This window comes from Dyella sp. AD56, from assembly GCF_002878475.1.
Lineage (GTDB): Bacteria > Pseudomonadota > Gammaproteobacteria > Xanthomonadales > Rhodanobacteraceae > Dyella.
Genome location: NZ_NRDP01000007.1, coordinates 63,128 through 82,755 on the forward strand (window position 1 = coordinate 63,128; position 19,628 = coordinate 82,755).

The 19,628-nt window shown below is 63.2% G+C and carries 13 protein-coding genes; 9 read left to right on the forward strand and 4 right to left on the reverse strand.

Going from position 1 to position 19,628, the window contains the following annotated elements:
• The first annotated feature begins 53 nt into the window (after positions 1 to 53).
• The 6 genes from rpoH to DyAD56_RS06420 all read left to right on the forward strand — a co-directional run bounded on the left by rpoH (position 54) and on the right by DyAD56_RS06420 (position 9,159).
• Positions 54 to 911 (forward strand): RNA polymerase sigma factor RpoH, encoded by an 858-nt coding sequence (gene rpoH, locus DyAD56_RS06395; RefSeq protein WP_102301921.1) that lies wholly within the window; start codon positions 54 to 56, stop codon positions 909 to 911.
• 111 nt (positions 912 to 1,022) lie between these two features.
• Entirely contained in the window at positions 1,023 to 1,724 is a 702-nt protein-coding gene (locus tag DyAD56_RS06400) for a response regulator transcription factor (RefSeq protein ID WP_102302152.1), read from the forward strand.
• Entirely contained in the window at positions 1,721 to 3,154 is a 1,434-nt protein-coding gene (locus DyAD56_RS06405; protein WP_102301922.1) for a HAMP domain-containing sensor histidine kinase, read from the forward strand. The genes DyAD56_RS06400 and DyAD56_RS06405 overlap by 4 nt, the downstream gene beginning before the upstream one ends.
• 156 nt (positions 3,155 to 3,310) lie before the next feature.
• The gene (locus DyAD56_RS06410) at positions 3,311 to 6,520 is read left to right on the forward strand and encodes an efflux RND transporter permease subunit (protein WP_102301923.1); all 3,210 of its coding nucleotides are present in this window, start codon (positions 3,311 to 3,313) and stop codon (positions 6,518 to 6,520) included.
• Positions 6,513 to 7,709: an efflux RND transporter periplasmic adaptor subunit gene (locus DyAD56_RS06415; RefSeq protein WP_233202310.1), complete on the forward strand. Its 1,197-nt coding sequence runs from the start codon at positions 6,513 to 6,515 to the stop codon at positions 7,707 to 7,709. The genes DyAD56_RS06410 and DyAD56_RS06415 overlap by 8 nt, the downstream gene beginning before the upstream one ends.
• The gene (locus tag DyAD56_RS06420) at positions 7,696 to 9,159 is read left to right on the forward strand and encodes an efflux transporter outer membrane subunit (RefSeq protein WP_102301925.1); all 1,464 of its coding nucleotides are present in this window, start codon (positions 7,696 to 7,698) and stop codon (positions 9,157 to 9,159) included. The genes DyAD56_RS06415 and DyAD56_RS06420 overlap by 14 nt, the downstream gene beginning before the upstream one ends.
• Positions 9,160 to 9,947: 788 nt before the next feature.
• Here the strand turns inward: DyAD56_RS06420 and tal are convergent.
• Genes tal through DyAD56_RS06435 form a run of 3 tightly spaced genes read right to left on the reverse strand, consistent with a single transcriptional unit; the run spans position 9,948 to position 14,468 of the window.
• Positions 9,948 to 10,916: a transaldolase gene (tal, locus tag DyAD56_RS06425; protein ID WP_343125291.1), complete on the reverse strand. Its 969-nt coding sequence runs from the start codon at positions 10,914 to 10,916 to the stop codon at positions 9,948 to 9,950.
• A 21-nt stretch (positions 10,917 to 10,937) separates the two neighbouring features.
• Positions 10,938 to 12,242, reverse strand: coding sequence for an NAD(P)/FAD-dependent oxidoreductase (locus DyAD56_RS06430; RefSeq protein WP_102301926.1), 1,305 nt, complete (start codon positions 12,240 to 12,242; stop codon positions 10,938 to 10,940).
• A 57-nt stretch (positions 12,243 to 12,299) separates the two neighbouring features.
• Entirely contained in the window at positions 12,300 to 14,468 is a 2,169-nt protein-coding gene (locus DyAD56_RS06435) for a primosomal protein N' (protein ID WP_102302154.1), read from the reverse strand.
• Here DyAD56_RS06435 and DyAD56_RS23855 point away from each other — a divergent pair.
• Positions 14,467 to 14,610 (forward strand): hypothetical protein, encoded by a 144-nt coding sequence (locus DyAD56_RS23855; protein ID WP_158241280.1) that lies wholly within the window; start codon positions 14,467 to 14,469, stop codon positions 14,608 to 14,610. The genes DyAD56_RS06435 and DyAD56_RS23855 overlap by 2 nt on opposite strands.
• Positions 14,611 to 14,942: 332 nt before the next feature.
• Here the strand turns inward: DyAD56_RS23855 and DyAD56_RS06440 are convergent, their stop codons facing one another.
• Complete coding sequence (locus DyAD56_RS06440) at positions 14,943 to 16,061, reverse strand: DUF3667 domain-containing protein (RefSeq protein ID WP_102301927.1); 1,119 nt, start codon at positions 16,059 to 16,061, stop codon at positions 14,943 to 14,945.
• A 140-nt stretch (positions 16,062 to 16,201) separates the two neighbouring features.
• Between DyAD56_RS06440 and DyAD56_RS06445 the strand changes: the two genes are divergently transcribed.
• A complete protein-coding gene (locus tag DyAD56_RS06445; RefSeq protein WP_102301928.1) occupies positions 16,202 to 17,569 on the forward strand; it encodes an MATE family efflux transporter in 1,368 nt (455 codons plus the stop codon).
• A gap of 129 nt (positions 17,570 to 17,698) precedes the next feature.
• Positions 17,699 to 19,561, forward strand: coding sequence for a signal peptide peptidase SppA (sppA, locus tag DyAD56_RS06450; RefSeq protein WP_102301929.1), 1,863 nt, complete (start codon positions 17,699 to 17,701; stop codon positions 19,559 to 19,561).
• Positions 19,562 to 19,628: the final 67 nt, after the last annotated feature.

The following is a 19,628-nucleotide window of genomic DNA, read 5'->3' on the forward strand; positions in this document are numbered from 1 at the left end:
GCACTCTCACTATCCGAGTGCTAAGCTGATCCCCTATTCAGGAGGTTCCACCCATGTCTCAAGCTTTGGTGACCGCCAACCTGCCGGTGCCGAGTGTCGTCGGCAGTCTGGATGCGTATATCTCGGCGGTCCATCGGATTCCGGTGCTCAGCCAGGACGAGGAGCAGACGCTGTCGCGTCGCTACAACGAACAAGAAGACCTGGAATCGGCTCGCAAGCTGGTAATGGCGCACCTGCGTTTCGTGGTGCACGTCGCCCGCGGCTACAGCGGCTACGGTCTGCAGATCGCCGACCTCATCCAGGAAGGCAACATCGGCCTGATGAAGGCCGTCAAGCGCTTCAACCCTGACCAGGGCGTGCGTCTGGTGAGCTTCGCCGTGCACTGGATCCGTGCCGAAATGCACGAGTTCATCCTGCGCAACTGGCGCATCGTGAAGGTCGCCACCACCAAGGCGCAGCGCAAGCTGTTCTTCAACCTGCGCAAGAGCAAGAAGCGCCTGGGCTGGATGAACGCCGAAGAAGTGCGCGTGGTCGCGAAGGATCTGGGCGTGCCGGAAGCAACGGTGCGCGAGATGGAATCGCGACTGTCTGGCCGTGATATCGGCTTCGAAGCCCCGGCTGACGCCGAGGACGATGCCAAGCCGGCACCGGAAGCGTTTCTGATCGACGAAGGCGCGGATCCGTACGAGAACGTGGCCGACGCCGACCATGCCGACAATCAGCTCGATACGCTGTCGACGGCACTTCGGAACCTGGATGAGCGTTCACGCGACATCATCCAGCGCCGCTGGCTCAACGAAGAAAAGGCCACACTGCAGGATCTTGCGGACGAGTACGGCGTCTCTGCCGAACGCATCCGCCAGGTCGAGGCCAACGCCATGAAGAAGATGCGCGGCCTCTTCGCTGCCTGATCTTCGGTGTAAGCGTAAGATGACAAACGGCCCCGATTGGGGCCGTTTGGCTTTGCGGGGACATGGCTGCCTCCGCATCCCTATCACTGGATTCCAGGTTTTATGGTTGCCATGCCCCACGTGCTGGTCATCGAAGACGACGAAACCACCGCGCGCGAGATCGTCGCGGAGCTCAGCGTGCACGGTATGCAGGCCGAGTGGGTGGCTAATGGCCGTGACGGCCTCGACCGTGCCATGCAACGCGATTACGACCTGATCACGCTGGATCGCATGTTGCCCGGCATGGATGGCATCGACGTGGTGGCCGAGTTGCGCCGTGCGGGTCGCGATACGCCTGTGCTGATGATCAGCGCGCTGAGCGACGTGGACGAACGCGTACGTGGTTTGCGCGCCGGTGGCGACGACTATCTCACCAAGCCGTTCGCTCCCGATGAAATGTCCGCCCGCGCCGAAGTACTGCTACGCCGGCGCCAGCCGCAGGCGGTCGTGCAGCGCCTGCGCGTGGCCGATCTCGAGCTGGATCTGGTCAGTCATGTGGCCTACCGCGGTGGCCAGCCGCTGACGCTGCTGCCTACCGAATATCGCTTGCTCGAATTCCTGATGCGCAACTCGGGGCAGGTGCTCACGCGCACGATGATTTTCGAGACGGTGTGGGGCTTCCACTTTGACCCCGGCACCAACGTGATCGACGTGCATATCGCCCGCCTCCGGCGAAAGATCGACGGCACCGGGCAACTGGCGCTGATCCATACGGTGCGCGGCACCGGTTATATGATCGCGGCCGCTAATGAAACAGCTTCGGTGGTGTCATGAACGGACATCCAAACAGCTGGCACTCCACCACATCACGGCTGATCCTGATCTACGGCTCGCTGTTCGTTGTATGGTGCGCCGTGCTGGTCGGTGTGATCCAGTGGGAAACTACGCGCTACCTCAACACGGTTATTGACCAGATGTTGCAGCAGCGCATGCATTACATCGCTTCGACGGACCCGACGCGGCTCGCCACCACGGTCGATGCGGCGGCCGCCATCGATCCGCACGGCATCATGTCGGTTGGCCTGTTCGACAAGGATCACCAGCCGGTCGCCGGCAACATCGATCATCTGCCGGCGTCGCTGTTGCGCGATGGCCAGGTGCATCTGCTCAGGCACGGTCTGCCACGACCGGATCGGGACGCTGAGCGCGTAAGGGCGCGTGGACTGGCGACGACATTGCCGAACGGCGACATCCTGGTTATCGCCAAGGACATCAGCACCATCGACGGCATCGGCGCGATCATCCGCCGTGCGTTGCTGTGGGGTATATCGCTGACCATCATTCCTGGCTTGCTCGGCGGGTTCCTGCTGCGGCGTGGTCCGGAGAAGCGGATCCGCCAGTTGCAGGAAGCGACCGACCCGATTCGCCAGGGTGATCTTTCCAAGCGTTTGCCGGTAAGCCGCCGTGGCGATGAACTCGACCAGCTCGCGAGCATCGTCAACACCATGCTGGGCGAGATCGAGCGCCTGATGAACGAAGTGAAGGGTGTGTGCGACAACATCGCGCACGACCTGCGTACGCCGCTGACGCGCCTGCGCGCGCGTCTGTACCGCACGCAGCAGCAGCTTGACGGTGAACCAGAAGCAGCGCTGGTGGAATCGTGCGTCGTCGACATCGACGAAGTGCTGACCCGATTCCGAGCCCTGTTGCGCGTGTCGGAGCTGGAGGATCGCCATCGCGTAGCCTGCTTCGACGAAGTGGACGTGGGGCAGGTGTTGCGCCAGGTGCATGAGTTTTACGCGCCTGTGGCGGAGGATCGTGGGCAGACGTTCGACGTCGACATTCAGCAACTCGCGCCCGTGCGCGCCGATGCACATCTTCTGTTCGAGGCATTGGCCAACCTGGTGGGCAATGCGATCAAGTTCACGCCGACCGGCGGCAGGGTCAGCCTGCGTGCGTGCATGGATAAACGGGGACCGCGCGTGGATGTGGTCGACAGCGGCCCCGGCATACCGGCCGACGAGCGTGATGCGGTGACGCGTCGTTTCTATCGCGGCGACAACAGCCGTACAACGGGTGGCTCAGGGCTGGGCCTCAGTATCGTCAGTGCCATCGTGCGCCTGCACGGGTACGCGCTCGACATCGCTGATGCCAGCAGCAGTGGCGCACGCCTCACGCTCTACTGTTATGCCTTGGATCCCGATGAGAAAGTCGGTACTTGCCTGTCGCGCTCTGTGCCGGAAGTCACGCCCATGACGGTCTGAGCGCGCACGGTTGCGTGAAGAAATCTTCATGCAACCGGCCAGGGCGCTTGGTTTGGGCAACATGAAATTATCTTCATCCGCCGGACTCTTCTGAGGGTATCCGGTGCGTGCGAAAATTTGCCGCGACGCATCATTTCGCGCACGGAAATCCCCCGCATGCTTGGCATCGTCCGGATCGCGCTTACGCGGCCCTACACTTTTATTGTTCTTGCACTGGCCATTCTCATCTTTGGTGTGATGTCGGCCATGCGTACGCCTACCGACATCTTTCCGGAGATCAATATTCCGGTGATCGCGGTGTCCTGGCAGTTCACCGGCATGACGCCCGACCAGATGTCTGGCCGTATGAACACGCCGTTCGAGCGCGTGCTCACCACGACCGTCAACGACATCGAGCATATCGAGTCGGAGTCGATCAATGGCATGGGCATCACGAAGATCTTCTTCCAGCCTGGCGTGAATATCGCCACGGCGAACGCGCAGGTCACGGCCATCGCGCAGACGATCCTCAAGCAGATGCCGGCCGGTGCCACGCCACCGTTGATCGTCAATTACAACGCGTCGACCGTGCCGATCCTGCAGCTGGCGTTGTCCGGCACGGGCCTGAGTGAGCAGCAGCTGGGTGACATTGGCCTCAATCAGTTGCGTCCGCAGCTGGTGACGGTGCCAGGCGCAGCCATTCCGTATCCGTTCGGCGGCAAGACGCGCCAGGTGCAGTTGGACGTGGATCCGGCGCAGTTGCAGGCGCGCGGCCTGTCCACGCAGGACGTGGCGAATGCGCTGGCCAACCAGCAGCAAATCAGCCCGATCGGCACGCAGAAGATCGGCAAGTACGAATACGTGATGGAGCTGAACAACGCCGCCATTCATGTGCAGGAGCTGGAAGACCTGCCAGTGAAGGAGGTCAACGGCACCACCATCTACATTCGTGACGTGGCCCACGTGCGCGACGGTAACCCGCCGCAAACCAACATCGTGCACGTGGACGGCAAGCGATCGACGCTGCTGTCCATCCTCAAGAACGGCTCGACCTCCACGTTGGCCATCGTGGCCGGCGCGCGCGAGAAGCTCGCGCAGATGAAGGATGCGTTGCCCGAAAATCTCACCGTAACGCCGATTGGCGACCAGTCGGTGTTCGTGCGCTCGTCGATCGATGGCGTCGTGCGTGAAGGCATCATCGCCGCCGCGCTTACCAGTTTGATGATCCTGCTGTTTCTCGGCAGCTGGCGCTCGACGCTGATCATCACTACATCGATTCCGCTGGCCGTGTTGGGTTCGGTGTTCACGCTGTCTGCCATCGGCCAGACACTCAACATCATGACACTCGGCGGTTTAGCACTGGCCGTGGGCATCCTGGTGGACGAGGCCACGGTGACTATTGAGAACATCAATTGGCACCTTGAGCAGGGCAAGGATGTCATCACCGCGATCGTGGATGGTTCGGCGCAGATCATCGTGCCGGCGTTCGTGTCGCTGTGCTGTATCTGCATCGTGTTCGTGCCGATGTTCTTCCTGCCGGGCGTGGCGCGCTACCTGTTCGTGCCGATGGCGGAGGCGGTGATCTTCGCGATGATCTTCTCCTTCATCTTGTCGCGTACGCTCGTGCTGACCATGGCGAAGTACCTGTTGCACGCGCATCCCGCGACGGTGGACGAGCATGGTCAGCACATCGAGCAGCCGGCGCCCAAGACGGTGCTGGGCCGCTTTCAGCAGGGCTTTGTGAATCGTTTCGAGAAGTTCCGTGCCGGCTATAGCGGCGTGCTGCATCTGGCGCTGGAGCATCGAAAGGTGTTCGTGGTCGGTTTCCTCGGGTTTGTGCTGCTGTCGTTCGCGCTGCTGCCGGGTCTTGGCAGCAACTTCTTCCCGGACGTCGATGGCGGCCAGATCCTGGTGCACGTGCGCGTGCCAGTGGGTACGCGCGTGGAAACCACGTCGGCTGAGTTCTCTGACATCCAGAAGGCTATCCGTCAGGTGATTCCGCCCGATGAACTGGAGGCCGTAGTCGACAACATCGGCCAGTACTCCAGCTCGATCAACACCATCTACAACAACACCGGCGAAATCGGCGAGTCCGATGGTGACATCCAGATCTCGTTGAAGGAGGGGCATCGCCCGAGCGCGGAGTACGTGAAGATCCTGCGCGAGAAGCTGCCCCGTTCGTTCCCGGGCTCGACGTTCTCGTTCCCGCCAGCGGACATCGTCAGCCAGATCCTGAACTTTGGTTCGCCTGCGCCGATCGATTTGCAGGTCCGCGGCGGCAAGCTCGACAAGGACTTCGCGTACGCTAACGAGCTGCTCAACAAGCTTCGGCAGATCCCAGGCGTGGTCGACGCACGCCTCCAGCAGTCGCAGGCGCAGCCTGCGTTCCGCATCGACGTGGACCGCACGCGTGCACAGCTGCTGGGTCTGACCGAAGCCGACGTGACCAACAGTCTGATTGCGGACCTTTCCGGCACCGCGCAGGTGGCGCCCACGTATTGGTTGAATCCGGACAACAACGTTACCTATCCGATCTCGGCGCAGGTGCCGCAGTACCAGCTTGATTCGTTGCCGCAGCTCAATAACTTGCCGATCACGGCCAAGAGCGGTGGCAATGCGCAGGTGCTGGGCGCGCTGGCGGACATCACGCGCACGCATCGCAACACCGTCGTGAGCCAGTACAACATCCAGTCGATGGTGGAGATCTTCGCTGCCATTCAGGGCCGTGACCTGGGCGCTGTGGCCGGTGATATCCAGAAGGTGATCGACGACACTGCAAAGGACAAGCCGAAGGGCGCGAACACTGTGCTGCTTGGCCAGGTCCAGACCATGCACGATGCTTACTCGGGTCTGCTGTTCGGACTGCTGGGTTCGATCGTGCTGGTGTACCTGTTGATCGTGGTGAACTTCCAGTCGTGGACGGATCCGTTCGTCATCATCACGGCGCTGCCTGCGGCGCTGGCCGGCATCCTGTGGATGTTGTTCGTCACGCACACCACTTTGTCGGTGCCAGCATTGACGGGCGCGATCATGTGCATGGGCGTGGCCACGGCTAACTCGGTGCTGGTGGTGAGCTTCTGCCGCGAGCGACTATCCCTCCACGGCGATGCCTTGTTGGCGGCGCGCGAGGCAGGCTTCGTCCGCTTCCGCCCAGTGCTGATGACCGCGCTGGCCATGATCATCGGCATGGTGCCGATGGCACTTGGCCTCGGCGATGGCGGCGAGCAGAACGCGCCGCTAGGTCGCGCCGTGATCGGTGGCTTGTTGTTTGCCACCACGGCCACGCTGATCTTCGTTCCCGTCGTTTTCTCCATCGTGCATGCGCGTTACAAGCACGCGCCTGACTCTGATTCGGCTGACCATGCCGGAGTACCCGCTCATGTCTGAACATACCCAACTTCCTGAGGTCCATCTGTCCCCGCGCCGGCTGCGCCTGGCTGCCGTGATCGCCGCCGTGGTGTTTGGTTCGATCGTGGTGGTCGGCGTCACGACGCGCATCGTGCAGGCGCGCAATCTGCACCAGTGGACGGACGAACAGGCCATTCCTACCGTGGTGATTTCCGAGCCGGAAAACGCCAACGGCTCGGCGCCGCTCGAGCTGCCCGCGCAAATGGATGCGTTCACCAACGCGCCCATCTACGCACGCACCAGCGGCTACCTGAAGTCGTGGGATAAGGACATCGGAGCCACCGTGAAGGCGGGCGACGTGCTCGGCATCATCGACACGCCAGACCTCGATCAGCAGCTACTGCAGGCGCAGGCTGATCTGGCCACCGCCAAGGCCAATGCCGCGCTTGCCGCGACCACGGCCAAGCGCTGGCAGGTGTTGCGCCAGACCGACCCCGATTCGGTTTCACAGCAATCGGTAGACCAGTACAACGGTGACCTTGCGGCTAAGCAGGCGCAGGTCAATGCCTCGCAGGCCAACCTTGATCGCCTGAAAGCGCTGAAGTCGTACGCCAAGCTGGTCGCGCCCTTCGACGGCCGCGTGACCGCGCGCAACACCGACGTAGGCGCGTTGATCACTGCTGACAGCAGTGGCTCGGGCACGCCGCTCTTTACGGTGTCCGACACAAGCAAGCTGCGCGTCTATGTGCGCGTGCCGCAGGTGTATGCACCGGCCATTCATAAGGGTGACGAAGCCACGCTCACCGTGCCTGAGTATCCCGGTAAGTCGTTTACCGCGAAGGTCGAGGCGGATGCGCGTGCGATCACGCCGACCTCGGGTACTACGCTGGTGCAGCTGATGGTCGACAACCCGGATGGCAAGCTGCTGCCGAGCAGCTATGCCAGTGTGAGCTTCAAGCTGGGCTCCGGTGAACTGGGTCTGCGCGTGCCCGCTGAAGCACTGATTTTCGACGACAAGGGCCTGCACGTCGCCACGCTTGATGCCAGCGACCACGTGCACTTCAAGACGGTATCGATCCGTCGTGACTACGGCAAAACCATTGAGGTTGGTTCTGGTCTGGCGCCAGCTGATCGCGTGATCATCAACCCGCCGGATGGCCTCGCCGATGGCGACGAGGTGCGCATTGCCAAGAACCCGCAGGCGGGCAAGCCCCATGAAAAAGCCTAAGAGCCTTGCGGCAACCATCGCGGCGACGCTGGCGTTGGGCGCGTGCTCGATGGCGCCCACCTACAAGCCGCCTGAGGCGCCGGTTGCCGAGCACTACCAGTCGGCTGGCCCGTGGACCACGGCGCAGCCGTCGGACCAGTTACCGCGCGAGGGCTGGTGGACGCTTTATGGCGACGACCGCCTCAACAAGCTCGAACAGCAACTGATCGATCACAATCCGGATCTTGCCGCGGCTTTCGCCAGCTACCAGCAATCGCGTGACTACCTCGCGCAAGTACGCGCGGACCTGTTTCCGCAGGTGTCGGCGGGCGCAGGCGCGCAGCGCAATCGCGCGTCGTTGAACTCACCGCTGCACGGTGCCACGTCGCCGGAGTACTACGACCTCTATTCGGCGACGGCACAGGCCTCGTACGAAGTGGACCTGTGGGGCCGCGTGCACGACAACGTCGCGGCGGGCCGTGCCTCGATGCAGGCATCGGCGGCTGATCTTGCATCGGTGCGCCTGAGCCTGGAAGCGTCGCTGGCGGACAGCTACGTGCAATTGGTTGGCGTGGACCGCCAGATTGATCTGCTGCAGGGAACGGTTGACGCCTATCAACGCGCCTTGCAGTTGACCACGACGTTGCATGAAGGTGGCGCGGTCTCCGGCCTCGATGTGGATCGCGCACAGACGCAGCTAGCCTCGACGCGCTCACAGTTGTCGCAGACTAAGGCGCAGCGCGAAGTACTACTGCATGCAATTGCATCGCTGGTGGGCCAGCCGGCGTCGGACTTTACGTTGGGCGCGAAGACTGAACTGCCGGGCTTGCCGGTGATTCCAGTAGGTCTGCCTTCCACCCTGCTGGAGCGTCGCCCTGACATTGCCGCTGCAGAGCGTCGTACAGCGGAAGCCAACGCGCAGATCGGCGTTGCCCGCTCGGCGTTCTTCCCCTCACTTACGCTTAGCGCAGGTGGTGGATATACCAGCGGCGCCTGGGGCAACTTGTTGAACGCACCAAGCACGTTGTGGGCCTTGGGTCCGAATCTGTTGCTTAACGTGTTTGATGGCGGTCGCCGCCGAGCGCAGGTGGCATCAGCACATGCCGCTTTCGACGAAGCCAGCGCGCACTACCGGAGCACGGCACTCGCGGCGTTCCAGCAGGTCGAAGACAACCAGTCACTGTTGAAGAACTACGGCAACGCCTTGGTAGACCAGCAGGATGCCACCACGGCGGCGGATCGCACGTTGAAGCTGTCGACGGCGCTGTATAAGCAGGGCGCCAACAGCTATCTCGATGTGGTGACGGCGCAGGTGGATTCGCTTAACGCGCATCTGGGGCTGCTGTCATTGCAGACGAATCAGCTGCGGGCGAGTGTGCAGTTGGTGCGGGCGTTGGGTGGTGGGTGGCAGGGTGATGATATTGCTGTGAGGCGGTTGGCGGAGGATGCCAAGGCGCATGGGATGAAGTGAGGGGCGCTCGACGCGCTTTTTGCTTTTCTCCCTCTCCCCTTCGGGGAGAGGGTTGGGGTGAGGGGTCAATCTAGCCTCACCGTTTTATCTTTAGCCGTCACCCCGGCGTACCCCACAAAAGGGGGCAAGGGCCGGGGTCCAGTAGCGGTATCGCTCGATTGTCGCGTCGCCGCGATCTGGCCGCCTACGCGGCGAGCGTTTCGACCTCCTGCCGGAGGCCGAGTCACTTTTCTTTGCTTGCCCAAAGAAAAGTAACCCAAAGAAAGGGCACCCCCACTTGGCGCTGGCCGGTGAAGCCAGCCAGTCCGTGAGGGGCGGCCGGGCTTTTCGACAGGGCTTCCTGCCCTGGCGAAAAGGGATCGGCATCCGTGCCGATCCCCCTGCGGGCCTGATCGTCCACCCCTCACCGCCGCACAGGGGGCCCGAAGGTCAAAAGCGCCGAGCCGAAGGCTCGTGCAGCTGCGCTGCACATCGCGTCGTCGGCAGACGATCGAAACGCCCGCTGTGTAAGCGGCCAGATCGCAGTAACGCGACAACCGAGCGATACCGTCACTGGATCCCGGCCTGCGCCGGGATGACGGCGCAGATGAGACGATGAGGCTAGGTTGACCCCTCACCCCAACCCTCTCCCCGGCGGGGAGAGGGAGTAAAACCGAGGCGGCTAGTTGGCACGAGGACCAAATACGCCACAAGCAAACCTAGTGAGTGAATAGCCCCGCGGAACTGCGCGAGTCAGCACCTTCACACCATGCCAAGAGGCCGCTTTCGAAAGCGCCCCCATTTCCCTCTTACAACTTTTCCGTCAGCAGCTTTTCCATCTTGCGCTGATCCACTGCAAACTTGCGGATACCATCCGCCAGCTTATCCGTCGCCATCGCATCTTCGTTATGGCCCCAACGGAATTGCGCTTCTGTAATCGGCTTGGGCTTGGCCTTGGTTGCGCCGGTGTCATTCAACGCGCGTGGCAGTGACGAGGTGTCCTGGTCCAGCTTTTCCAGCAGGTCTGGGCTAATGGTGAGGTGGTCGCAGCCGGCGAGGGCCTGGATCTGGCCGATGTTGCGGAAGCTGGCGCCCATCACCACGGTCTGGAAGCCGTGTTCCTTGTACCAGTCGTAGATGCGGCGCACGGACTTCACGCCCGGATCTTCCTCCGGTGCGTAGCTCTTGGTGTCGGTGTTGGCGACGTACCAATCCATGATGCGGCCGACGAATGGCGAGATCAGGAACACGCCGGCTTCGGCGCAGGCCACGGCCTGTTCGAACGAGAACAGCAGGGTGAGGTTGCAGTTGATGCCGCGCTTTTCCAGCTGTTCTGCGGCGCGGATGCCTTCCCACGTCGAGGCCAGTTTGATCAGGATGCGGTCACGCGTCACGCCCGCATCGGCATACAACTGCACGAGGCGTTCGGCCTTGGCGATGGATGCATCTACGTCGAACGAAAGGCGCGCATCCACTTCGGTGGACACGCGACCTGGTACCAGTTCGACGATCTTGCGGCCGACAGCCACGGCGAGGTGATCGCTCGCGTCCACCAACTGTTGCTCGCGCGAGTTGCTCTTGCCCTTGGCCCACGCCACGGACTCCTCGATGATCGGCGCGAACTTGGGGTTCTCGATGGCCTTGAGCAGCAGTGACGGGTTGGTCGTGGCGTCTACCGGGCGCCAGCGGGCAATGGCGTCGATGTCGCCGGTATCGGCGACGACGGTGGTGTACTGGCGCAGCTGTTCGAGTTGGGAAGACACGGCGTTATCCGGCATGGAAAACCATGATTCTCCACCCTAAGCGTCTTTGGGCAAAGACGTTTGTGTGTCGGCCCGTTCATCGATACCGGTCACGATGCGGGCGTGGCGCTGGTAGGTCCAGTACGCCCAGGCCCAGTCCAGCATCACCACGAGACGGTTGCGGAACCCGATCAGGAAGGCGATGTGGGCGATCAACCAGACCCACCAGGCGAGTATCCCGGACAGCTTCAGCCGTCCAAACTGCGCCACCGCAGCCATGCGGCCGATGGTGGCGAGTGCGCCATCGTCGCGGTACGCAAAAGGCTTTGCGGCCTTTTCCCCGCGCCAGCGCGCCTTGAGCAACGTGGCGACGTAATGCCCCATCTGTTTGGCCGCAGGCGCGACGCCGGGAACCGGCTTGCCATTGGCCTGGGTGACGGCGGCAAGGTCGCCGATGACGAAGACGTTCGGATGGTTGGGCAGGCTGAGATCGGGCTCAACCAGTACGCGGCCCGCGCGATCTAACGGGGCGCCCAGCTTGCGACCGAGTGGCGAGGCGGCCACGCCGGCTGCCCACAGCACGGTACGCGCTGCATACGGTGCTCCGTCCAGCATCACGCCTTCCTCATCAATGGCGGTGACGGACGTGCCAAGGCGCACTTGTACGCCGAGTTTCTCGAGCTGTCTCCGCGCCTTGTCCGACAGATCTTCGTCGAACGCTGGTAGCAGTCGAGGGCCAGCTTCCACCAGCAGTACGTTGGCGTGGCGTGGGTCTGCGCGACGAAATTCGCGTGGCAGGGTGTGGCGAGCAATTTCTGCCACGGTGCCGGCCAGCTCCACGCCGGTCGCGCCGCCGCCGACGATGACAAAATTGAGCCACGCCTGTCGTAGCGCCGGGTCTTCCTCGAGTTCGGCGCGCTCGAAGGCGACCAGCACGCGACGGCGGATGGCGAACGCGTCTTCGAGTGTCTTCAGGCCTGGCGCGTGCCGCTCCCATTCGTCGTGGCCGAAGTAGGCGTGCGTGGCGCCGGTAGCGACGATCAGCGCGTCGTATGGCATATCACCGCGCGCAAGTTTTACGACTTGACGGTCGAGATCGACGTCCCGCGCGTCGTCCATCAGCACGGTGACGTTGGCTTGTTTCCTGAGGATCTGTCGCAGCGGCGCGGCGATGGATGGCGCGGATAGCCCCGCGGTAGCCACCTGATACAGCAGTGGCTGGAACAAGTGATGGTTGCGCCGGTCGATCAGCGTGATGCGCGCGTTGGTGTCAGCTAATTCGCGCGCTACGGCGAGACCGCCGAAGCCGCCGCCGAGGATGACGACATGAGGACGAGCGGTGGACGATGTATTGCCTTCCATGTGATGCCTCTTTCGAAGTTAAGAGAATCATGAAGGTCTCGCCGTGTCGTCCCGTGTTCAGTAGAGATCGATGGGATCGACATCGAGCGACCACCGCACGCGACGCGCCGAAGGCAGCCTCGACAGCGATGGGTACCAAGGTCTGAGTGCGCTGTGCAGCGCGCCCCGTGTTTCGGCTTCGATCAACAGTTGGCCCCGATGGCGGCCTGCGCGTAGCGGCATGGGCGCGGGCATGGGGCCAGCCAGTTGCAGTGGCGTACCGGTCAATGCGTTTGCCGCTTCGCCGAGAAAGGCATCGACGTGTTCGCGCTGGTGCGCGTCGGCGCGCAGCAAGACCTGATGACCAAACGGCGGCAGTTGCACACTGCGGCGTTCTTCCAGCAGCGTTGCGGCCGCCGCCGCATAGCCTTGCGCGAGCAGTTGGCGCAAGAGCGGATGTTCCGGGTGATGTGTTTGCAGCAACACGCGCCCGGGTTTCTGCGCACGACCCGCGCGACCGGCCACCTGCACGACCAGTTGCGCAAGCCGTTCGCTCGCGCGGAAATCCACGCTATGCAGCCCTTCGTCGACGCCGACGATGGCGACCAGTGTGAGATTGGGCAGGTCGTGGCCCTTGGCCAGCATTTGCGTGCCGACAAGGATGGCGAGGCGATCCTCGTGGAGGCCTTCCAATAGTTGTTCGAAGGCATCACGCCGGCGCGTGGTTTCGCGGTCGATGCGCATGACTGGCACCTCCGGAAAGTGCGCGGTCAGCGCTTCTTCCAGGCGCTCGGTGCCCTGGCCCTGTGGCTTGAGTTCGGGCGAGAAACAGGACGGGCATTGCCCGGGCATGCGTGTGCTGTAGTCGCAGTGATGACAGATCAGTGCGCGGCGTGCCGCATGCAGTGTCATCGGGTGTTCGCAGCGTGGACATTCCGCATGCCAGCCGCAGCTGTAGCAGAGCAGCACCGGTGCATAACCACGGCGATTGCGGAACACCAATGCTTGTTCACCGCGCGCCACCGTATCGGTGACAGCGGCAAGCAGGGCGGGTGAGAGGCCGTGATCCAATCGTTGCGCGCGCATGTCCACGATCTGCACTTGTGGCGCGCGGATTGCTCCCGGGCGTGCGCGCAGGTGCAAGGTGCGATAGCGGCCTGCCTGCACGTTCGCCAGCGATTCCAGCGATGGTGTGGCCGAGCCGAGCACGACCGGTACGTTGAGCGCCCGCCCGCGCAGGATGGCGAGGTCGCGCGCGTGGTAACGGAAGCCTTCCTGCTGCTTGTAGGCGCTGTCGTGTTCCTCGTCGACCACGATCAGGCCGGCGTTGGGCAGCGGGGTGAAGATGGCCGAGCGCGTGCCGAGGATCACCTTGGCCTCGCCGGAACGCGCGCGCAGCCAGGCGCGCGCGCGATCACCTTCGGCCAGGTTGGAGTGCAGGACCTGTACTGCGACACCTAGACGGTCGCGAAGACGGCGCACGGTCTGCGGCGCGAGGCCGATCTCCGGCACCAGCAATAGGGCCTGCTTGCCTTGCGCGATGACTTTTTCGATCAGCGCGAGATAGACCTCCGTCTTGCCGCTGCCGGTGACGCCGTCGAGCAGAAAGGACTGGAAGGCACCCAGCGATTCGCCGATGGCGTCCACGGCCTGTTGCTGCTCGTCACTCAGCGATGGCGCAGTCGTGACCGCCATCGGCCCGGCCGTTTGGGTACGTGTGCGTTCGATCAGACCTGCCTCGTCGAGCCGGCGTGCGGCGTCGCGCCAGCCGGGCAGCATCTCGTGCAGTAGTTCGGCGGTCTGCGGGCCGCGTGCCAGTGCTTCGAGCAAGGCGCGACTGCCGCCGCGCCGGCTGCCTGCGTCGAGGGCACTGCGCCCGGCGGCGGTCAGTGCCCAGGCCTCTTCGTGCAGCTCGGGAAGCGGGCGGTCTTCGCGCAGGGCCAGGGGCAGGGCGTTCGCGTATGCCTCGCCGGGTGCCCCCAGCCAATAATCCGCGGCACGGGCGAGGGTGGCCATCAACTCGGCGTCGAGCAGGGGGGCATCGTCCAGGACGCGGAGCACTCGCTTGAGCCGGGCGTTGCCGACCGCGGATTCCACCCCGGCCTCGACCACGACGCCGACCGCTTTGCCCTTGCCGAACGGCACCAGCACCCGGCTGCCCGCGACCGCCTCGCCGGTGGCCGGCGGCAGGTAGTCGAACAGGGTTGGCAGGGGCACCGGCAGGGCTACGCGAAGGACGGCGGGCATGAATACCTCTTGGAGAACCAGTGTAACCGGCCCGTTGCACTGGACGGAATTCCAGCCGGGTGAAACGCGCGGATTCACCGTTTGGCTGCCTGGCGATGGCTTGCGCATGCTTGCTGCCCTGTCATCTAGAAAGGACAGCTAAGTGACTAACGGCAGGGGGCTTTTCATGTTATCCACAACCTCTGTGGATAACTCTGTGGATGGCCCGTTGAGGGAGGCCTCTGGGGCGCATGAAAGCGTCCTTCCGTACGCGCTGTTCAAGTTTTAGCCACCAAAAAAACATCAATAAATACATTGAGTTGAGTTTTTTGCTTGGCTAGGGTTCATACAATTGCCATAGGCATGGGTCTTGCCTTGACAGCCATGTGACGCTGTGCAAAACCCCCGTTGGAAGCGCTTTACGGGCTTGCCGAAATTGCGTAGGTGCCCGGTTTGTGTGTGATTTGTGTCACAGAAAGTGGCCGGTGGCCGGGGTCAGTTCGTTACGCCCAGAATCGCTGCAAACGCGAGCGCTACCGAAGCCAGGATCGTGTAGCACCAGCCGACGAACAGGTACTTCACGATCGTCATGAACCAACCCTGCCGATAGACCTTCTTTTGCATGATCAGCAAATAGACCAGCGTCCAGACCCACAGGGCCCACTGCAGCAGGCGTAGCGGTGTGCCCACCCAAGCCGCATGGGGTGTCAGCCAGGCCTGCAGGGCGTACAGCATCATGCTCAGTAACAGGGACAGGAACAGGAAGGCGTGGCTGTGCAGCGCCACGATCAGGTGTTCCATATAAAGCCGGCGCTTGAAGAAGTAGGTGAACTTCAACAGCAGGGCAAACAGGGGCATCAGCACAAACATGGTCTGCGGCAGTGCATGGAACACAGAGGCTACGACGCGCTCCTCTGCCTCAGCTGCCTGCTCACCGCCGTTCGACATCTCTCGTATGTTGGACACGGCCCGCGCTCTGGAGCGATCGAGGCTGTGGTTGATAGCTGCGGGGAGCCACGGGATGTCGATCGCGAACGAGGTGAAGTCCATGTCTTCGACGGTGACATTGGGCATCGCTGGGGCATGAAGCTCGGCCAATCGATGGTTGGCGTGGTCGCGCTCCACGTTGACCAGACGGTTGTAATGCTTCGCCTTCTGGTCGCTTTGTCCCTTGGACTTCTCGATGTCCTGGCGCATTTGCTCAAAATGCGCCCGCACGGCGTCCGGGGTTGTGTCTTTGGCGAACTCGCCGGTGCCGACACTCGCTTTGGAGCCGAACTCCAATAGGCCGGAGCTCCCCATGACCAAGTGAGATACGAAGAAGGCCAGCAGGGCCAGCACGAACATCAGGCGGAACGGCGCCACGTAACGCTGGCGGCGGCCCGAGAAGTATTCCAGGGTGAGGAAGCCGGGCTTGAGGAACAGTGGCGGCAGCGTGTGGATGACGCGGCCGTCCACGTGCAACACCATGTCGAGGGTGTCTTCCACCATGTGATGCATGGGGCGCAGCACGGTGTGGATGGACTGCCCACACTCGTGGCAGAACTCGCCCTGCATGGGCGCGCTGCAGTTGGCGCAGTGCACGCCTTCGAACGAGACGATTTCTTTCTTCATGCCCTCTCCCCCCGGGATGATCAGCCGCGGATCTTGGCACAAGCGGCTTGCGTAGACAGCAGTCGTGGGGCGTTTCTGAAAGCGCTGTCGGTAAGGATGACGACAGGACTGGGTTAGACTGTCAGCCTAGGAGTCCTTCTATGCTGTCTTTCCGCCCCGATCGCGCCAAGGTGGCGCACGAGGTCGGCGCCACAGTGCGCCTTGCCCTTCCCCTGATCGCCGCGCAGCTCGCCGCGGTGGGTCCGAACTTCGTCGATGCCGTGCTCGCCGGGCACCTGAGTGCGCACGTGCAGGCGGCGGTGACCACAGCGGTCAGTATTTGGGCGCTGGCGCTAGTCAGCGGTCTGGGCATGATGATGGCGGTGCCGCCGTCGGTCGCCCAGTTGGACGGCGCGGGGCGCCGTCACGAAGCGGGTGCCGTGTTCGTGCAGGCGTTGTGGCTGGCCTGGGGCATGGGCATCGTGTTGTGGTTCCTGGTACGCCATGCCACGCCGTTGCTCGATTGGATTGGCGTGGTGCCGACGCTGCGCACCGACGTCATGCACTTCCTGCACGCCATCAGTTGGGCGGCGCCAGCGATGACGAGTTACTTCGCCATCCGCGGCCTGTCCGAAGGCCTGTCGATGACGCGTCCGTCGATGTACTTCGGCTTTGGTGGCCTGTTGGTGCTAGCGCCGCTGGGCTACGTGCTGATGTACGGCAAGTTCGGGTTGCCCGCGCTGGGCTCGCTGGGCAGCGGCATCGCCACCGCGACGGTGTTGTGGCTGGAGATGCTGGCGTTCCTATGGTTCGTCATCAAGCACCCGGCCTATCGCGACGCCAACCTGCGCGGCGGCATGGCCTGGCCCAAGCCGAAGATGATTCTCGAGCTGGTAAAAATCGGCGGCCCGATGGCCGTGACGCTGCTGGCCGAGGGTGGACTGTTCGTGGCGGTGGCGCTAGCCATCGCGACGCTGGGCGAGACGGTGGTGGCGAGCCATCAGGTGGCGCTGAGCGTGGCGACCATTGCTTTCATGGTGCCGCTGGGGTTGTCGATGGCGATCACCGTGCGGGTGGGCAACGCGGTCGGCCGTGGCGATGCCCAGGGCGTGCGTTATGCCGGCCTTTGTGGCGTCGGGCTGGCGCTGTGCGTGCAGACCGTTTCCTCAACGGTCATGCTGACCCTGCCGCACGTGCTGGCGAGTGCGTACACGCATGATGCCGGGGTGATCGCGCTGGCTGCGCAGCTGATGGTGCTGGCCGGGTTGTTCCAGTTTTCGGACGGCATCCAGGTCACCTCCAACGGTGCACTGCGCGGCCTCAAGGACACGCGGGTGCCGATGGTGATTACCCTGTTCGCCTACTGGGGTGTCGGTATGCCGGTGGGCTGGTGGCTGGCGTTCCGCCACGACATGGGCGCGCGGGGCATGTGGATCGGCCTGATCGCCGGGCTGACCATGGCGGCCATCCTGCTGTTTACGCGCTTGTACCGCAATACGTCCCACGAACGCTGGCGCCGTACCCCCTAAGGTTGTTCGGTGCCTTACGGCCAATCCCAACGCGGGAACGGGTAAAGATGACGGGCATGTGCGGTTCGTACCACATGACCTTCACCACACGAACAGCTACGCTGTTGTGGACATCCTGAGGAACCTCGCATGGCGGAGCCCCGTACGAACGGCTTTTGGGCCTTTCTCTGCGTTCTTGGACGCGGTATCAACATCGTCAGGTTGACCCTTCTCAACCTGATCTTCTTCGCCTTCCTGTTTCTGTTCCTGCTGGTGCTGATTGTCGGCTTTGCCGGCACTCGCGCTGAGCACGTCATTCAGAGCGACAGTGTGCTGGTCATCAAGCCCAAGGGCGATCTGGTCGAGCAGTACAGCATCGACCCGATGCAGCGCGCGCTGGCCAGTCTGTCGGGCAACCCGCCCAAGCAGATCCAGCTGCGCGATCTGGTTGGCGCCATCGATGCCGCCGCCAAGGACGCACGCATTACGCGCATCCTGCTGGAGCCGGGCGAGCTGCAGGGTGGCGGCTTTGCCGCACTGCGCGAAGTGGGCGCGGCACTCGACCGCTTCCGCGCTGCCGGCAAGCCGGTGGTCGTGTGGGCGCCGAGCCTTGACCAGGGCCAGTACTACCTCGCCGCGCATGCCGACCGTGTACTGGTCGATCCGCAGGGCGGGGTGATGATTACGGGCCTGGCCAACTACCGCTTGTTCTACAAGGATCTGCTCGACAAGCTCGGTGTGGACGTGCACTTGTTCCGCGTCGGCCAGTTCAAGAGCGCCGCTGAGCCGTACATCCTCGACCACGCCTCGTCCGAAGCGAAGGAGGCCGACAGTTTCTGGATGGGCGGCCTGTGGGATAGCTATATCAACGAGGTGGCCAAGCTGCGCAAGCTGGATCCGGCCACGTTGCGTACGGATATCGACACGCTGCCGGAGACGATCGCCAACGCCAAGGGTGATCTCGGCCAGCTCTCGCTGGAGCAGCACCTGGTCGATGGTGTGGCGACGCCGGCCGAAGTGAACGCCATGATGCGCAAGGAAGGCGTGCCCGCCGGCAAGAAGGGCGAGGGCTTCCGCCAGGTATCGTTGTCGCAATATGAAGGCACGATTTCCGAAGACGCCACGCAGACGCCGGGTGTTTCCGTGGTGGTGGCGGAAGGCGAAATCACCGGTGGCAAGCAGCCGCAGGGCACGGTGGGCGGCGATTCTACGGCCGAGCTGATCCGCGCAGCGCGTGAAGACAAGCGCACCAAAGCATTGGTGCTGCGCGTGAACTCGCCGGGTGGCGAGGTGTATGCCGCCGAGCAGATCCGCCGCGAAGTGGCACTGACCCGCGAGGCCGGCATTCCGGTTGTGGTGTCGATGGGTAACGTTGCGGCCAGCGGCGGCTACTGGATCTCGATGAACGCCGATCGCATCTACGCCGAGCCCAACACCATCACCGGCTCCATCGGCATCTTCGGCATGATCATGACGGTGCCGGGTACGCTGGATAAGCTGGGCGTGAAGAGCGACGGCGTGGGCACCAGCCCGCTGGCGGGTGCGTTCGATATCACGCGTCCGCTCGATCCCAAGGTGGGCACGGTGATCCAGGCCACCATCGAGAAGGGCTATCGCGATTTCGTCGGCAACGTGGCCAAGGCCCGCGGCAAGCCGTACGACGCCATTGATGCCATTGCGCAGGGGCGCGTGTGGACCGGCCAGCAGGCGCTGGATCGCGGTCTCGTCGATCAGCTTGGCGGTATCGGTGAAGCCGTTGCCGACGCTTCGCAGCGCGCCAAGCTTGGTAAGGACGCACCGGTGCGTTACGTGGAAGAGCCGATGGGTGGCTTCGCACAGTTCCTGATCGGCCTCAACAACGATGCGATGGTGCAGATGGCGCAGTCGTACGGCGTGCAGTTGCCGTCGTGGGTTGCCCACATCAACACGATGGCGCCGGAACTGAAGTTGTTGCGCACCGCACAGGCGGGGCGCCCGAACGTTTACGCCTACTGCTTCTGCTCGCCACGTTGAACCGTGGAATCTCGTCGCGCCGTCGCGCGACGAGATTCCGATACATCGAGCCGCCGCCGATTTCCGG

What these genes read in the sequence shown, in the direction of transcription:
- DyAD56_RS06400 (WP_102302152.1), top strand. Translation starts at nt 1,023, where the DNA reads ATGCCCCACGTGCTGGTCATCGAAGACGACGAAACCACCGCGCGCGAG.
- DyAD56_RS06435 (WP_102302154.1), bottom strand. Translation starts at nt 14,468, where the DNA reads ATGCCCGCCGTCCTTCGCGTAGCCCTGCCGGTGCCCCTGCCAACCCTG.
- DyAD56_RS06420 (WP_102301925.1), top strand. Translation starts at nt 7,696, where the DNA reads ATGAAAAAGCCTAAGAGCCTTGCGGCAACCATCGCGGCGACGCTGGCG.
- DyAD56_RS06440 (WP_102301927.1), bottom strand. Translation starts at nt 16,061, where the DNA reads ATGAAGAAAGAAATCGTCTCGTTCGAAGGCGTGCACTGCGCCAACTGC.
- rpoH (WP_102301921.1), top strand. Translation starts at nt 54, where the DNA reads ATGTCTCAAGCTTTGGTGACCGCCAACCTGCCGGTGCCGAGTGTCGTC.
- DyAD56_RS23855 (WP_158241280.1), top strand. Translation starts at nt 14,467, where the DNA reads ATGAATACCTCTTGGAGAACCAGTGTAACCGGCCCGTTGCACTGGACG.
- tal (WP_343125291.1), bottom strand. Translation starts at nt 10,916, where the DNA reads ATGCCGGATAACGCCGTGTCTTCCCAACTCGAACAGCTGCGCCAGTAC.
- DyAD56_RS06430 (WP_102301926.1), bottom strand. Translation starts at nt 12,242, where the DNA reads ATGGAAGGCAATACATCGTCCACCGCTCGTCCTCATGTCGTCATCCTC.
- DyAD56_RS06410 (WP_102301923.1), top strand. Translation starts at nt 3,311, where the DNA reads ATGCTTGGCATCGTCCGGATCGCGCTTACGCGGCCCTACACTTTTATT.
- sppA (WP_102301929.1), top strand. Translation starts at nt 17,699, where the DNA reads ATGGCGGAGCCCCGTACGAACGGCTTTTGGGCCTTTCTCTGCGTTCTT.
- DyAD56_RS06415 (WP_233202310.1), top strand. Translation starts at nt 6,513, where the DNA reads ATGTCTGAACATACCCAACTTCCTGAGGTCCATCTGTCCCCGCGCCGG.
- DyAD56_RS06445 (WP_102301928.1), top strand. Translation starts at nt 16,202, where the DNA reads ATGCTGTCTTTCCGCCCCGATCGCGCCAAGGTGGCGCACGAGGTCGGC.
- DyAD56_RS06405 (WP_102301922.1), top strand. Translation starts at nt 1,721, where the DNA reads ATGAACGGACATCCAAACAGCTGGCACTCCACCACATCACGGCTGATC.